Source organism: Shewanella sp. SACH (assembly GCF_001887095.2).
Classification (GTDB): Bacteria; Pseudomonadota; Gammaproteobacteria; order Enterobacterales; family Shewanellaceae; genus Shewanella; species Shewanella baltica.
Genome location: NZ_MPDG02000003.1, coordinates 244355 through 260267 on the forward strand (window position 1 = coordinate 244355; position 15913 = coordinate 260267).

The window sequence follows — 15913 nt, forward strand, 5'->3', positions numbered from 1 at the left end:
CAAGGTATCAATATGGTTGATGCAGGTATTGAGGTGGCTAACGTCTTAGTCACCAATGGCCCGTGGCTTATTGCCGTTGCGGCTGCATTTGGTTTTCTCATGGCATGGGGTATTGGCGCGAATGACGTTGCCAATGCGATGGGAACCTCTGTAGGTTCAAACGCAATTACGATCAAACAAGCGATTATTATCGCGATGATCTTTGAGTTTGCGGGCGCGTTTTTAGCGGGTGGCGAAGTCACCAGTACAATCCGTAATGGGATTATTGACCCCAGTTACTTCACTAATACACCTGAATTGCTGGTTTACGGCATGATAGGTTCGCTATTAGCGGCAGGTATTTGGTTAGTCGTCGCGTCTGCTTTAGGTTGGCCAGTATCGACTACACACTCTATTGTCGGCGCCATTATTGGTTTCGCGGCTGTTGGTGTAGGCACTGATTCGGTTGAATGGGGTAAAGTGGGCGGTATCGTAGGTTCTTGGGTGATTACCCCTGCAATCTCAGGCTTTATGGCATTTATCATATTCCAAAGCGTACAGAAGCTTATCTTCAACACTGATGACCCATTGAGTAATGCTAAGCGTTATGTGCCTTTCTACATGGCATTTGCTGGCTTTATGATGTCTTTAGTGACCATCCTTAAGGGCTTATCCCACGTGGGTATTCACTTAAGCGGCGCTGAAGCTTATATGTTAGCGGGCGCAATCGCGGTTGTGGTTGGTCTAGTGGGTAAAGTGGCGATTTCACGTTTAAAAATGAGCGACAAAACTGACCGTCAAACTCAGTTCAAAAACGTTGAAAAAGTGTTTGCGATCCTGATGGTACTGACAGCCTGTTGTATGGCTTTCGCCCATGGTTCAAACGACGTTGCCAACGCGATTGGTCCTTTAGCGGCGGTTGTTTCTGTCGTTAACAGCGGCGGTGAAATTGCATCAAAATCGCCATTAGTCTGGTGGATTTTACCTTTAGGTGCCGTAGGTATTGTGATGGGTCTGGCGATTTTTGGTCAGCGCGTTATGCAAACCATCGGTAAAAACATCACTCACCTGACGCCAAGTCGTGGTTTTGCGGCTGAATTAGCAGCGGCTTCGACAGTGGTTATCGCATCGGGCACAGGCTTACCTATCTCTACCACACAAACCTTAGTGGGTGCGGTATTAGGTGTGGGTATGGCCCGTGGTATCGCAGCGATTAACATCGGTGTAGTGCGTAATATCGTTGTGTCTTGGGTTGTGACCCTACCTGCAGGCGCAGGCCTATCAATCATCTTCTTCTACATGATTAAAGGTATCTTTAATTAAGAAGTTTCGCTAAATAAGTTGCTGAAGTTAAGTAGCATTAGCGCCTAGGACTAGAAGGTCATAGGAAAGATTGAGTGAAAAGGGAATGGTCATAGCATGGATGCAGCAAAGTTGAGGGAAGTCTATGACTTCCCTCTTGCATTACAGGCCTCAAATCCCTAGCATGTGCAGACTATTTCGTTGATGAGAATACAAAAGTGTTAAGACTCCTGACTCTGGTGGGAATGATGTTGCTGTCTTCCAACCTGCTGGCCGAAGGCCAATCCCGTTACATTTCGGATAACGTGTTCCTTTATCTTTTAGGTGGTCCTGGTACTGAGTTCCGAATTGTTGGCTCAATTGAAGCGGGTCAACCTGTGACACTGCTCAACGAAACCCAAGGTGATTACTCTAAAATCATCGACCATAAAGGCCGTGAAGGTTGGGTACAAACTAACTTAATCAGCTCAACTCAAAGTTTCCGTGAACAAGTGCCAGCGTTAACCACTGAGCTTGCACAAGCTAAAGCTAAGCTAGCGGAAGTATCAAGTTCAACGGATAACCACGCCGACGAAGTGACCGAATTGAAAGCTAAGCTAAGCGAGTTAGAAACAAACCTAGCCAAAACCACTCAAGAACGTGATCAACTGAAGAATGCTGTAGATCGCACCGCCCAAGACGAGCGTTTTGAACTTTGGCGTCAAGGCGGGTTAATCGCAGGTTTGGGTTTAATCCTAGGCATTATTTTAGTGTATTTACCCAGACCACAACGTCGCAGTAAAAAACGTTGGATGTGAGTCTGACACACAAAAAGTCTTCATTTACCTTCCAAAAGCCAGTGTTTTCAAACACTGGCTTTTTTGTCAATCAAGCGTTACATCTACTTATTAACAAGCCAATCAAACAAGCTTCACAATCTTTCACGCTATAGTGTTGTCCGTCACATTTTGGTTGTATAATCGGCGCGCGCAAACCTTCATATTGTATACAAAATATCAAATGCGTTTGGCGCCTCCCAATTTGTTTCAACAATAGCGCCCCAATAACGGCCAAGATGGAAGCGATAACTATGTTCAAAGCGAGTGAAGTGCTGGCAGGCCGCTACGATTCTGCCAATCTCGACGAACTGTTCAAAGCGATCAGCGACAACTACATTGTCGATGAAGAACAATACTTGTCAGAGTTGATCCAACTAGTTCCCTCCAGTGATGAAGCCATAGCGCGCGTCACTCGTCGTGCCCACGAACTGGTTAACAAGGTTCGTCAATTCGATAAAAAAGGTTTGATGGTTGGCATAGATGCCTTCCTGCAACAGTACAGCTTAGAAACACAGGAAGGCATTATCCTGATGTGTTTAGCCGAAGCGCTGCTGCGTATTCCTGATGCGGCCACTGCCGATGCACTGATTGAAGATAAGCTTTCAGGCGCTAAGTGGGATGAGCACATGAGTAAGAGTGATTCTGTACTCGTTAACGCATCGACCTGGGGCCTTATGCTCACGGGTAAAATTGTTAAGCTCGATAAAAAAATCGATGGCACCCCAAGCAACTTACTGAGCCGCTTAGTTAATCGTCTCGGCGAGCCAGTGATCCGCCAAGCCATGATGGCCGCGATGAAGATCATGGGTAAGCAGTTCGTGCTGGGCCGCAACATGAAAGAAGCCCTGAAGAACAGCGAAGACAAGCGTAAGTTAGGCTATACCCATTCCTACGACATGCTGGGCGAAGCGGCGTTAACGCGTAAAGATGCTGAGAAATACTATACCGATTACGCCAATGCGATCACTGAGCTCGGTGCCCAAAGCTATAACGAAAATGAATCACCGCGCCCAACGATTTCAATCAAGCTATCGGCATTGCACCCACGTTACGAAGTGGCCAATGAAGACCGCGTTTTAACTGAATTGTACGACACAGTTATCCGCCTGATTACACTGGCTCGCGGCTTAAATATCGGTATTTCTATCGATGCTGAAGAAGTCGATCGTCTCGAGTTGTCACTGAAACTGTTCCAAAAACTGTTTAATTCAGAAGCGGCAAAAGGCTGGGGATTACTCGGCATTGTGGTTCAAGCTTACTCTAAGCGTGCCCTGCCCGTACTGGTTTGGTTAACTCGTCTTGCCAAAGAGCAAGGAGATGAAATCCCCTTACGTCTGGTAAAAGGCGCCTATTGGGATAGCGAACTGAAATGGGCCCAACAAGCTGGCGAAGCCGCTTACCCACTTTACACTCGCAAAGCCGGTACTGACGTTTCTTACCTCGCCTGCGCCCGCTACTTGTTATCAGATGCGACTCGCGGCGCTATCTACCCACAATTTGCTAGCCATAATGCGCAAACCGTTGCGGCGATTTCAGATATGGCGGGCGATCGTCACCATGAGTTCCAACGCTTACACGGCATGGGACAAGAGCTGTACGACACGATTTTGTCGGAAGCTGGCGCCAAATCGGTACGTATTTATGCGCCCATTGGTGCCCATAAGGATCTACTGCCCTACTTAGTGCGTCGTCTGCTGGAAAACGGGGCCAACACTTCGTTCGTCCACAAGCTCGTTGATCCTAAAACCCCAATCGACTCATTAGTAATTCACCCGCTAAAAACGCTGACGGGCTATAAAACCCTGGCTAACAATAGAATCGTTTTACCTGCCGATATTTTCGGTAGTGATCGCAAAAATTCCAAGGGACTCAATATGAACATCATTTCCGAATCTGAGCCATTTTTCGCGGCAATAGAACAGTTTAAAAATACCCAATGGCAAGCAGGCCCTCTGGTTAACGGCAAAACCTTAACCGGTGAGCACAAAACCATAGTCAGCCCATACGACACCACCCAAACTGTGGGTCAAGTAGCCTTCGCCGATGATGCGGCCATAGAACAAGCACTCGCGTCTGCTGAAGCAGCGTTTGCCTCATGGGCACGTACGCCGGTTGAAACCCGTGCCTCTGCACTGCAAAAACTCGCTGACTTATTAGAAGAAAACCGCGAAGAATTGATCGCCCTGTGTACCCGTGAAGCGGGCAAGAGCATTCAAGACGGTATCGACGAAGTACGTGAAGCCGTTGATTTCTGTCGTTACTACGCAGTACAAGCCAAGAAAATGATGGCTAAGCCTGAACTGCTTCCTGGCCCAACGGGTGAGCTGAACGAACTGTTCCTCCAAGGCCGTGGCGTATTCGTGTGTATTAGCCCGTGGAACTTCCCATTGGCCATCTTCCTCGGCCAAGTGTCTGCGGCATTAGCGGCGGGTAACACAGTTATCGCGAAACCTGCGGAGCAAACCTCGATTATTGGTTACCGTGCAGTGCAACTTGCTCACCAAGCGGGCATTCCTGTTGAGGTTCTGCAATTCCTACCCGGTACAGGTGCGACAGTAGGTAGCGCAATTACGGCCGATGAGCGTATCGGCGGCGTATGCTTTACCGGTTCAACTGGCACAGCAAAACTGATTAACCGTACACTGGCCAACCGTGATGGCGCGATTATTCCTTTAATCGCCGAAACTGGCGGTCAAAATGCCATGGTAGTGGACTCAACGTCGCAACCTGAGCAAGTGGTTAACGATGTCGTTTCATCGTCATTCACTAGCGCAGGTCAACGCTGTTCAGCATTGCGCGTGCTCTTCCTACAAGAAGACATCGCCGATCGCGTGATCGAAGTGCTGCAAGGCGCGATGGATGAGTTAGTGATTGGCAACCCAAGCTCAGTAAAAACTGACGTAGGCCCAGTGATTGACGCCACCGCCAAAGCCAACTTAGATGCGCACATCGACCACATCAAGCAAGTCGGCAAGCTTATCAAGCAAATGCCGCTTCCTGCTGGCACTGAAAACGGTCACTTTGTTTCGCCAACGGCGGTTGAAATCGATTCGATTAAAGTGCTTGAGAAAGAACACTTTGGCCCAATCCTGCACATTATTCGCTACAAAGCAGCAGAGCTAAGCCAAGTGATCAACGAGATCAACAGCACAGGCTTTGGCTTAACCTTAGGTATCCACAGCCGTAACGAAGGTCATGCCCTTGAAGTTGCAGATAAAGTGAACGTGGGTAACGTGTACATTAACCGCAACCAAATCGGCGCTGTGGTCGGTGTACAGCCTTTCGGCGGTCAAGGCCTATCAGGCACAGGCCCTAAAGCCGGTGGCCCACACTACTTAACCCGTTTTGTGACAGAAAAGACTCGCACCAACAACATCACCGCCATCGGTGGTAACGCAACGTTGTTATCACTGGGTGATGGCGAAGAATAAGCTCGCGCACCTAATAACGCCTGCTAAAAAGCCAGACTGAGTCTGGCTTTTTTATTGGCTGCGGTTTATCTCTCACAAAGATGTATTCCTAAACCTCAGGATGAAATATCTAGCCTTTAAAATCGAACGAGTGCGAGCTAGCTCAAATTTTTAATCCTTGTGATTTCAAAGCACTTGCGGGGGATTGCGCACGGCTGATAAAAGCCCTCATAATCACACAGTAATTGAGCTTGATGGTTTTGACTTCTACTTTTGACTTTAAAATAAGGTGGCTATGACATTTTCGCTGTTAGATATTTCTGCATTGGTGTGGTTTATCGTTTCTTGGGCTGGCTATACCGCCTTTGCCCGTCGTAAGGCGAAAGATACCGACTGTATTGCCCGAGGTCTGCATAAGCATAGAATTTACTGGATGCTTGAGGTGATGACCCGCGGCGTGCGTGTGGGTGATGCGGCGCTGCTGGCCAACCTTGAGCGCAATATTGCCTTTTTTGCCTCGACCACCCTATTTGTGCTCGCGGGTGTGCTGACCTTATTTGCACAAGTTGAACGACTAGAAAGTGTTATTGCGACGATTCCCTTCGCCACGCCACCGAATCATGCGCTGGTGCAAGTCAAGCTCGCCTTGCTAGTCAGTATTTTTGTGATGGCCTTCTTCCAGTTTACTTGGTCGATGCGCCAATACGGTTTTGTGAACGTGATGATAGGCGCGGGTCCTTTAGACAGCGATGGCTCGAACGACAATCTCAAAGCCTACGCAAGGCAAATGGCGACGGTGCAAGATCAAGCGGCGCACTCCTATAACTATGGCTTACGCGCCTATTACTTTTCGATGGCAGTATTGTGCTGGTTTGTACACCCGATACTCTTTATCTCGGCGAGCTTATTTGTGGTCGCGACCTTATATCGCCGCGAGTTTAAGTCCCGCGCGGTTCTGGCGATCACTGCGGCAAAAGGGCATCTACAAATAGAGAGTCAAGTGCGGGAAACGGCACGCAACCATAAAATAGAATCATAACCTTAGCGGTTTAGGTCGCAGGTATCATCTTGGTTGAAATTATTGTTCTATACTCTTTGGGTTATGTTTCTATTGAAATACTGGGAGAGTGCTATGAGCGATAACTTATTAACCTTAGATGAAGTGTGCAAAATGTTAGATAAAACACCTGCGACCATCAAACGTTTCGCTCGGGAGAATTTACTCTCGAGTGTTCAAGATGGTGACGAATTGAAATTTCCTGAAGCGGAAGTGAAACGCTATCTCGCCTTTTCACAACGCTTAGGCTAAAACGCATTTGGCAATTAACGGCAAATAAAGCGGGGTAACCGCAGCTTAAATCGTTTGATTTTGAGTTTAAGTTTGTGAAAGTGGCTTGAATGCGAATGCGATGCTTAAGTTTAAATACAAGGCTTAAGTTTAAGTCGTCGATAGCGAGTTAAAACAAACCTTGAATGCGATATGGACAGTGACGCTCAAAGGGATTTGAACTAAGCCATAGCGGTTTGTTGCGAGGGATTGCTTAGCCGGATTTAGCATCCGGCCATTAAACTTACACCGCTAAACTTTAAGCTATTAAACGTTAAGCCATGAACTTTAAGCTTTTAATCCAACAAGATTGAACCATCACTGATCATTTAAAGCCTGCTGCAACTGCCGATAGGATAACAACTCCCGCTGCGTTTCACTTAAACCCAAATCGGCGGCGAGTTCTTGTAATTGCGCTTCATACTTAGGCAACAAGGTTTCATCGTTAGTCATAATCGCAAGCTCGGCAAAATCCCCTAAGCCTTCGAGATGATCGATTGTTAGATGAAATTCACCGAGAAAATAGATACTGCGGCGCTTTTTAATTTCCAGTACGCACTCATAACCTAAGGTATGCAACATACTCTTTGCCTTGGTCACTTCGGTGATATTAACGGCTTCACAGCGGTCTTTTTCCGGTCCTTTCACTATCCACAACATAATCCCCGATGGCTGCATCTCACGGATACACAAACTCTTGTGTTCGCCTTTAAGTGATTGCGATGGCAGATCAAAGTAACAGTCATGCTCAAGATTATCTTCGAGCATGATCTCAGGATTTCTCATCTGCAAGGCAGCGAAAAAAGCGTGGCGGTCCAATAAGCGATATTTAAGCTCGACCTCAAACTTACCATTAAAATGGGCATTGATTTGTGGGGCTAATGCTTCTGGCATCGCAGGGTTCATCGATTTATATCCGCTTTTAATGGGTAAAATATATCGCTATTCATCATATTGAACGTCAAAGGTTTGAGCGTTAAAGGCTTGAATACAGGAGGCTTAAGCGAGTCTTTGGTATAAGGCCTGATACTCTGCACAGTTTTCAATTAAGCTCTGGTGAGTGCCAGACGCAATAATCTTACCCTGGCCGAGTAGATGAATGTGATCCATCTTAGCCATAGCAGTTAAACGATGGCTAATCATCAGCAAGGTTTTATCCTGAGCAAATTCAAACAGTAAACTTAAAATCTCTCGCTCGGTGCGCTTATCAAGCCCTTCGGTTGGTTCATCGAGCAATAGCAGCGGCGCATCACGCAGCAGCGCTCTTGCAACACCAATTCGGCGCTGCTCGCCGCCCGAAAGCTGACGTCCACCTTCACCTATCCACATATCCAGCGGTTTATCACCCGTGAGTAAAGCGCCAAGTCCGACCCGCTGTAACACATCAATCAAGCGTGCGTCGTGGGCCGTGCGTTTCTCGCCTTCGATAACAGGTAGCGCTAATACTAAATTTTCCCGCAAGGTGCCCGCAAACAGATAGATGCGTTGGCTAATCACAGTTATCGCATCCCTAAGGCCGCGCTCGCTGTAATCTGAAAGAGGAAGACCATCGAGCTTGATGTGCCCTTGCTGCGCTTGCCATTCGCGGGTAATCAGCGCCAGTAAACTCGACTTACCGCAACCCGTTGGCCCAAGTAGCGCGACTTTTTGCCCCGCTTTTATCTCAAGGGACAAGCCTTGCAGCACGTGTTGATCGTCTCGATAACCAAAGTGGATATCTTCAATCTGTAAGGCGCCAGATTTTGCCCTCAGGCCAGTATCGGCAACAAATTGAATATCGGCCTCTTGTTCGGTGATTTCATTAATCCGTGTCGCCGCCAATACGCAGCCAGACAAATGCTGAAACGCGCCCGCAATCGGCATCATCATCTCAACGCAGGCCATAGTGGCAAACACCATAAGCGCAAACATTGGGCCCGGCGGCACCGCATCACCCACACCTTGAGCGGCTAAATACAGCATCATGATCAAGGCTGAGCCAGTGGAGAGGATCAACATGGCTTGGCTGAGCGCTGTGATATTGGCCATCGCACTTTGACTGCGAAACAGCTCTGTCTGCGCATCATTCAGTTTTTGCCTGAATCTGTCGTTGGCGCCAAATAGGCTGAGTTCGGCTTGGCCTTGCAACATATCCAATAATTGCACCCGATAATGGCGCTTGGTTTCGAGCATAGTTCGGCTCGGCGCGTGTCCAAGGCGATAAAATAGCAGTGGCATCACCAGCCAAACGGCGACTAAGAATAGGCAAAGACTGAGGGCAAGTTTGGCATCGAACCAAGCGAGAAATAGATACAAGAGCCCAGTCATCAGCAGTGATGCCGCCATAGGCGTGAGCAGTCGCAGATATAGATGATCTAGGGTATCGATATCGGCAACTAAGCGATTAAGCATGTCGCCACGGCGTAGCCCCTGCAGATTTTTAGCGCTTAGCGGCAAGAGTTTACGCCACGCCCAAACGCGAAGCTCAGTCAGCAACTTAAAGGTCGCCTCATGGGTCGCTAAACGCTCGCCATAACGACTGGCAGTTCGGGCAATTGATAAGAAACGCACGCCGCCCGCAGGAGTAAAAAAGTTAAAGGACTGGGCCGTAACTATCGTCAAACCCGCGACCGCGGTAGCAGAAAGAAACCAGCCCGACAGTGACAGTAAACCTATGCCAGCCATCAAGGTAATGATGGTCAGCAGCAAGCCCACGGACATCATCAGCCACTGGCGCGAGAACAATCGAATAAAGGGGATTAGCACTTTCATCGGGCATCTCCTTTAGTGGGCTCGGCGGCAATATCGACCGGAGTGGCGCTGGCGCTGACCGATAACGGTACAAGTTCAATATCCGCCACGGACTCAATATTCTCACGCAGCAAGGTTTGGAATAAGCCGTGCGTGTTAGACAAAGTGGTAAAGTCGCCCCGCTGTACTATCAAGCCTTTATCGAGCACAAGAATAGTATCCATTTGATCTAACTGATCTAATCTATGGGTCACCATAATGCACATCTTACCCGCCATGGCCCGATTTAACGCAGAACTCACCGCCTGCTCACTCTGGCTATCTAAACTGGCCGTAGGCTCATCGAGGATAAACAAACTCGCCTTTTGCCCAAGCGCCCTGGCCAAGGCAATACGCTGGGCTTGGCCGACGGATAAACCGGAAGATTGCTCACCGACTGGCGAGTCTAATCCCAGTGGCTGCGCCTTAACGAAGTCGCTAATATTGGCCTCTGCCAGCAAGTGCCACAGCCTATCGTCGGGCAGAGTGGGGTCGGCTAAAGCTACGTTATCCCGCACAGTACCGTGGAATAACTGCGGTTCTTGGCCCAGCCAAGCTAAATGCTGTCGCCAATGGGCTAAATCTAATGCGGCTAACTCATGGCCATTGATCAGCAAATGTCCCTTATAGGGTAAAAATCCCAATAAGGCATTGAGTAAACTGGTTTTCCCCGCGCCGCTTGGGCCAACTAAGGCTAAACGTTGATTGTCTTTTAATTCAAAACTCAGCGGGCCGAGTAAACGCGTGCCATCAACACTAAACACTTCAAGATTATCAGCACTCAGGGTTTCTATGCTATTGATACGCACTTGGCCGACAAACTCAGGTTCGGGATGTTCGAGCAAGGTAATCAAGGCTTCCGCGGCGCCGACGGCCTGCGCCTTAGCGTGGTAATGAGTGCCCATATCCCGCAGGGGTTGATAAAACTCAGGGGCTAAAATCAGAATAAACAGCCCAGTAAACAGGCTAAATGGAATACCGACTATTTGAGGATCTGTACTCGAGCTGATATTGGCATGGGCGCCATAGTAGCCAAAATCTAAGTGACCTAAGTAACTGAAACCAAAATAAACCGCCAGCACAGCAATCGAAACCGCCGCAAAAAACTCTAATACCGCCGAGCTTAAAAAAGCCATCCGCAGTACCGACATAGTGCGACTACGGAACTCTTCCGAAGCAGTGGCGATTATCTTTAGCTCAGCATCACCACGGTGGAAGAGTTTCAACGTGCTTAAGCCTTTTAATCTATCCATAAAGTGGCCGCTCAATCTTGCAAGCGCACTGAAATTCTTGCGATTGGCATCGGCAGCGCCCATGCCAACTAAGATCATAAACATAGGGATTAACGGCGCTGTGAGTAACAGAATTAATCCTGCCGCCCAGTTAATCGGGAAAACAGCCGCTAAGATGAGCACGGGAATAAAACCAGCAAGGCTGATTTGTGGGAGGTATCTGGCATAAAAGTCTTGTAAATCTTCGACTTGCTCTAACACTATGCTGGCCCAACTGCCTGCGGGTTTACCTTTAATAAATGCCGGACCTAGCTTAGTCAACTTGTCCATTACTTGAGCGCGGATATGACCACGAAGGCGCTTACCCGCCTCAAAACTGGCGCGTTCACGGCCATAAGCCAGCAAGGCGCGCAGTAACATCAAGGCGATTAACGCAATCAAATGAGGAGTATAAGTATCAATACTCACGCTGGAACTGACCATTTGGGCATTGGCAGTTAGCGGTATGACTTGCTGCCCCATGATCACGCCATCCAGAATCATCGCGATAATATAAGCCTGCGCCACCATAGCGACGGCACTTATCATCCCAAGCCATAACGACAATTTAAGGAACAAGCCACAAGCTTTTTTCTGGGCTTTAAGCCAAACAAGAAGGGATTTTTCTAACGACTTATCCATAGTGCTCCAACAAGAAAACAATTAAGCGACTCGTAGCGGGGATCGGCTATCGATAACACTCAGTTTAAGGGGCTTGCAACGGCTAAAGAGTTCCGATAGGGACGCAGTATCGCAGGCATCTAAAGCAGATGAAACCCTATTACAGACTTTTGCTAGCAGACTCACAAAAACGAGCTAAAGATAAACAAATCCCTGAGTTAACGGAACTTTCCCTAGCACTAGCCTGTTTGGGGAAACTTAGGTAGCATGAACCTCTTTGTATTAATTATCCTCTACCTATGCCAAATAAAAATGCCGGTTTTACCCTGATTGAACTCGTTGTGGTCATTATTATTCTAGGAGTATTAGCTGTAGTTGCTGCACCTAAATTCATTAATATACAATCAGATGCCTATAAGAGTCAGCTTTCAGGTGCACAGGCTTCGATGAAATCCGCCGTCACCCTATTCAAAGCTAAGTCGGAAATTGCTAACAGCGGCACCACCAATCGAGTCGTTTACGACGGGATCCGTGGCGAAAACTACCAACCTTGGGCTGCCAGTGCCAGCGGTACAGCACCAAGCGCCGCTTATACTACGCCGCCAGAGATCTTTAAGGCTGCTGGGCTCAATGTCGATGAATGGTCCTATCGAATCCATACTACTGGTGGTACCTACCAAGTCATTGCCACACCGAAGCAAAAACTGAACCTTGATACGCCGACTCAAGCGCAAGTCGAAGCGACAAATTGCTATATCGACTACAAGTGGGAGACGACGGGAGTCCCCACCTATAACAAGGTCGACACAGGTTGCTAGAACGACCTTATACCAATCACATTAAATATCTAATCAGTTCAGAGCCTCAAAGGCATCTCAATCCAAGGCGCATTGACGCACAAATGGTCATTCCCTTTTAAGTCAATGCAACACCGGAGTGTGATGCCTGTGTGGCTCCCGAAGGGCGGCTGATGTTAACGGCATGGCAACGCAGCTTTATACTGCGTTTAAGGCTTTCGACAGAGCACCACTAAGCCTTCAAGCCTTCGCCTTGTCTAAAGCGCGTTGAACTCCCGCTGAATGAACAGATATTCAATACGATTGGTATTATACCCAGCTGAAATATAATAGAAAAACAGCGAGCTAACCTGAGGTTATCTCGCTGTTTTTGTTAGCGTCACATTTTACAATCAAACGTTTTTTAAAAACGTAACCCTTACTGCACTGCGCCGTATTTCACTAACACATGCCAGAGTAACTTAAGTTCGTGGGCGACTTGCGCACGATTACCGCGGTCACGCCAATGCTGGGGTGAATGATATAAATCCCGCGCGGCCACACCTATGGCATAGGCATCGACTCTGTCTTCTATGGCGATACGATTAGCGAGTGATGGCATAGTCGGCCCGCGAAAATCGCTTGGGATCTGCGCCGTATGTAAGCTAAAACCATCATGATATTGCAGCTCAATATCATATCTGTCGCAAATCTTACTTAAGCTGGCGCCAATATCAGTGCCTTTAAAACTTGGATCGGCCACCAGCATGGCGATATCTTCATCGAGGGAAACATCACCGTGGATCTGCGCCTCGATATAATGATCGAGATTATTCGATAACGGCCGCTCAAAACGTGACAGCAAGGAAGCATTGAGTTGATGCCCCAAATAATGAATCACATTCAGCGGCTTAAAGTCGGATTTGCCTAAGGCATAGTGACGCTCAAAACTCTCGGTCAGCAGCGCCGCTAACACATCATCGAAACATGACAGTGTGCCCTTCTCTTTCGGATTGCGGTACGAGTCGAGATAACAAAAGGTTGAACGTGCCATCACACTGGCGTGGGTCAGCAAATAGCAGCTACCAAAACGCGGCGCAGGGCCGTCCTGCCACATCCCCAGATCGAGTGCGCCATATTTAGGCCGAGATTTAGTGCCCTTGTATACATCACCAAACAGCTGATTTTCCCAGTGATCCCGTGGGCCGCCTAATTCAGGGGATAACTGACCGTTGGAAATATGGGTCTCAAACTGACTGCGGTATTGACCATCTCGCAGCAAACCTTCGGCCACTGTCATACCACGGCTGTCGATTCTATCGGGGTGAAAATGCAGCGCAATTCGGCCGCAGTTGAGCAATTGTTTGAGGGCGAGTTGCATCTCATGCATGGGGATGTTCGACATCTGCTGCACATTTTTAATCACAGCGACGGCCTGTTCACTGCGACCTCGAGCAAGACGTTCAATATGCTGTATCGCTGTCATAATCCACCTATAAATGAGAGGCGTTTAACCATTTCCCGCGTTAGCTCATCCTAAAATAAACACGAGAGTAATCGCAAGCATGCAGAGAATAGATATTGATGAATTCTACTCCTATCGCCTTGAGTTTATACCACTCAAATTTATCTAGCGTGATCTACCGCTAACTCACTCTAACTTTTAGATAAAAAGAGTCGACAAGTTAACTTTAAACCAGCTTGTTTAGCTGATTGAATCAACCTGATAGCCATACTGTACATTTGGGGAATCAATTAGGCTCAACCGCACCCCAAATAACAGTAAAAGTGCCCCCCAAAGCCTCTAGCAATACAAAACGGCACTTCGTAGGATACAGATTCGCCCTCAATAAGCTCAAATTCGGCTGAGGAAACTTGCGCCTAAAAGATAAGCGAGACCGAGTGAAAGCCGCTGACAAGCGATTTATGTGCCAATATGAATGAAACCCGCTGTAAAAGTCTTTATTCGATGGCACTTAGGGCCCCGATCCTGTAAGCTGCACGCCCGCCAGCAGACCTGGCTATTGACCATAAATGCAGCAAAGCGTTGCCACAAGAGACCAATCTATGAGTTTTACCTCCCTGGGCTTATCGGCCCCGATACTTAAAGCCGTTGCCGAACAAGGCTACGACACACCTTCGCCAATCCAAGCTCAAGCAATTCCAGCTGTGCTTCAAGGCAAAGATGTGATGGCGGCCGCCCAAACAGGAACAGGTAAAACAGCAGGTTTCACCCTACCTATGCTCGAACTCCTGAGTAAAGGTAACCGTGCCCAAGCAGGCCAAGTGCGCGCATTAGTGTTAACTCCAACACGCGAATTGGCGGCTCAGGTTGCAGAAAGTGTTGAAACCTATGGTAAGAATTTACCACTGCGCTCAGCGGTGATATTTGGTGGCGTGCCTATCAATCCACAAATCGCGAAATTGCGCCACGGTGTCGACGTATTAGTCGCCACACCAGGTCGATTGATGGATTTGTACAATCAAAAAGCGGTGAAATTCAGCCAGCTTGAAATCTTAGTATTAGATGAAGCCGATCGCATGCTCGACATGGGCTTTATCCGCGACATCCGTAAGATCCTGGCCATTTTACCTAAGCAACGCCAAAACCTGATGTTCTCAGCCACCTTCTCCGATGAAATTCGTGAGCTGGCAAAAGGTTTAGTGAATAATCCGGTCGAAATTTCGGTCACGCCACGTAACGCGGCGGCGACCACAGTAAAACAATGGGTTTGCCCAGTCGATAAGAGCCAAAAATCGGCACTGTTGATCCAACTCATCAAGCAAAACGATTGGCAACAAGTGCTGGTATTCTCGCGCACTAAACATGGCGCTAACCGTCTGGCGAAAAGCCTTGAAGATGCGGGCATTAAAGCCGCCGCTATCCACGGTAACAAGAGCCAAACAGCGCGAACTAAAGCTTTGGCCGACTTTAAAAATGGTCAAGCTCGCGTACTGGTTGCAACCGATATCGCCGCCCGTGGTTTGGACATTGACCAATTACCACAAGTGGTTAACTTCGACTTACCGAACGTGCCAGAAGATTATGTGCATCGTATCGGCCGTACTGGCCGCGCTGGCGCATCGGGTCAAGCCGTGTCACTGGTGAGCAACGAAGAAATCAAACTGCTGAACGATATCGAGCGTTTGATCAATCGCGTATTAGACCGAGAAATGGTTGAAGGCTTTAACCATGTATTGCCTGAGTCACGTTTAGGTGGCGGCGGAAAAAGCAGCGGTAAATCAGTACCCAGCCGTAGAAATACCCGCAGCTCAAACCAACCTAGCTCACGCGATGGTGCCCCAAGAAGCGCCGAGCATAAAGACGGTCAACGCAGCGGTGACGTCGCGCGCGGCCACAAGCCAAACGACAAGAACCCAAGACACAGCGGTGAAGCCAGTAGCGCACCCCGTGCCGATGCTAAACCACGTCCGCCACGTTCAAACGATGGCCGTGCCAATAGCGCAGGCGCTAGTCGTCCAAGTGAAAGCCGTTCAGGTTCTGGCGAAAATCGTGGCCAAGCGGGTGAGAACCCTTACGCCAATGGCCCAAAGAAAAATACCCGTCGCCCAAATAACGGTGCGAGTCGTCCAAGAAATTCACAGGATTAATGCACACGCTGAGCGAACTCGCTTGGCG

The 15913-nt window shown here is 48.3% G+C and carries 11 protein-coding genes; 7 read left to right on the forward strand and 4 right to left on the reverse strand.

The window, feature by feature from the left end:
• Positions 1-12 precede the first annotated feature (12 nt).
• From BM607_RS15210 to BM607_RS15230, 5 genes are all read left to right on the forward strand, one after another.
• The gene (locus BM607_RS15210; protein ID WP_006082932.1) at positions 13-1302 is read left to right on the forward strand and encodes an inorganic phosphate transporter; all 1290 of its coding nucleotides are present in this window, start codon (positions 13-15) and stop codon (positions 1300-1302) included.
• Positions 1303-1529: 227 nt separating this feature from the next.
• Positions 1530-2078, forward strand: coding sequence for a TIGR04211 family SH3 domain-containing protein (locus BM607_RS15215; protein WP_012088362.1), 549 nt, complete (start codon positions 1530-1532; stop codon positions 2076-2078).
• A 257-nt stretch (positions 2079-2335) separates the two neighbouring features.
• A complete protein-coding gene (gene putA, locus BM607_RS15220) occupies positions 2336-5530 on the forward strand; it encodes a bifunctional proline dehydrogenase/L-glutamate gamma-semialdehyde dehydrogenase PutA (protein ID WP_012196729.1) in 3195 nt (1064 codons plus the stop codon).
• 274 nt (positions 5531-5804) lie between these two features.
• On the forward strand, positions 5805-6548 hold the full coding sequence (locus BM607_RS15225; protein ID WP_006082936.1) for a DUF599 domain-containing protein: 744 nt from the start codon (positions 5805-5807) through the stop codon (positions 6546-6548).
• 93 nt (positions 6549-6641) lie between these two features.
• On the forward strand, positions 6642-6818 hold the full coding sequence (locus BM607_RS15230) for a helix-turn-helix domain-containing protein (protein ID WP_006082937.1): 177 nt from the start codon (positions 6642-6644) through the stop codon (positions 6816-6818).
• 336 nt (positions 6819-7154) lie between these two features.
• On the opposite strand, the gene cyaB is transcribed toward BM607_RS15230, so the two are convergent.
• From cyaB to cydD, 3 genes are all read right to left on the reverse strand, one after another.
• Complete coding sequence (gene cyaB / locus BM607_RS15235) at positions 7155-7742, reverse strand: class IV adenylate cyclase (protein ID WP_071940094.1); 588 nt, start codon at positions 7740-7742, stop codon at positions 7155-7157.
• 93 nt (positions 7743-7835) lie between these two features.
• Complete coding sequence (gene cydC, locus BM607_RS15240) at positions 7836-9587, reverse strand: cysteine/glutathione ABC transporter ATP-binding protein/permease CydC (protein ID WP_071940093.1); 1752 nt, start codon at positions 9585-9587, stop codon at positions 7836-7838.
• Positions 9584-11518: a cysteine/glutathione ABC transporter permease/ATP-binding protein CydD gene (gene cydD / locus BM607_RS15245; protein ID WP_071940092.1), complete on the reverse strand. Its 1935-nt coding sequence runs from the start codon at positions 11516-11518 to the stop codon at positions 9584-9586. The genes cydC and cydD overlap by 4 nt, the downstream gene beginning before the upstream one ends.
• 278 nt (positions 11519-11796) lie before the next feature.
• On the opposite strand from cydD, the gene BM607_RS15250 reads away from it, so the two are divergent.
• The gene (locus BM607_RS15250; RefSeq protein ID WP_071940091.1) at positions 11797-12315 is read left to right on the forward strand and encodes a prepilin-type N-terminal cleavage/methylation domain-containing protein; all 519 of its coding nucleotides are present in this window, start codon (positions 11797-11799) and stop codon (positions 12313-12315) included.
• Positions 12316-12712: 397 nt separating this feature from the next.
• Here the strand turns inward: BM607_RS15250 and BM607_RS15255 are convergent, their stop codons facing one another.
• Complete coding sequence (locus BM607_RS15255) at positions 12713-13759, reverse strand: DUF3626 domain-containing protein (RefSeq protein ID WP_071940090.1); 1047 nt, start codon at positions 13757-13759, stop codon at positions 12713-12715.
• 581 nt (positions 13760-14340) lie between these two features.
• Here BM607_RS15255 and BM607_RS15260 point away from each other — a divergent pair.
• Positions 14341-15885 carry a DEAD/DEAH box helicase gene (locus tag BM607_RS15260; protein WP_006085968.1) on the forward strand — a complete coding sequence of 515 codons (1545 nt, stop codon included), beginning with the start codon at positions 14341-14343 and terminating at the stop codon, positions 15883-15885.
• Positions 15886-15913 lie beyond the last annotated feature (28 nt).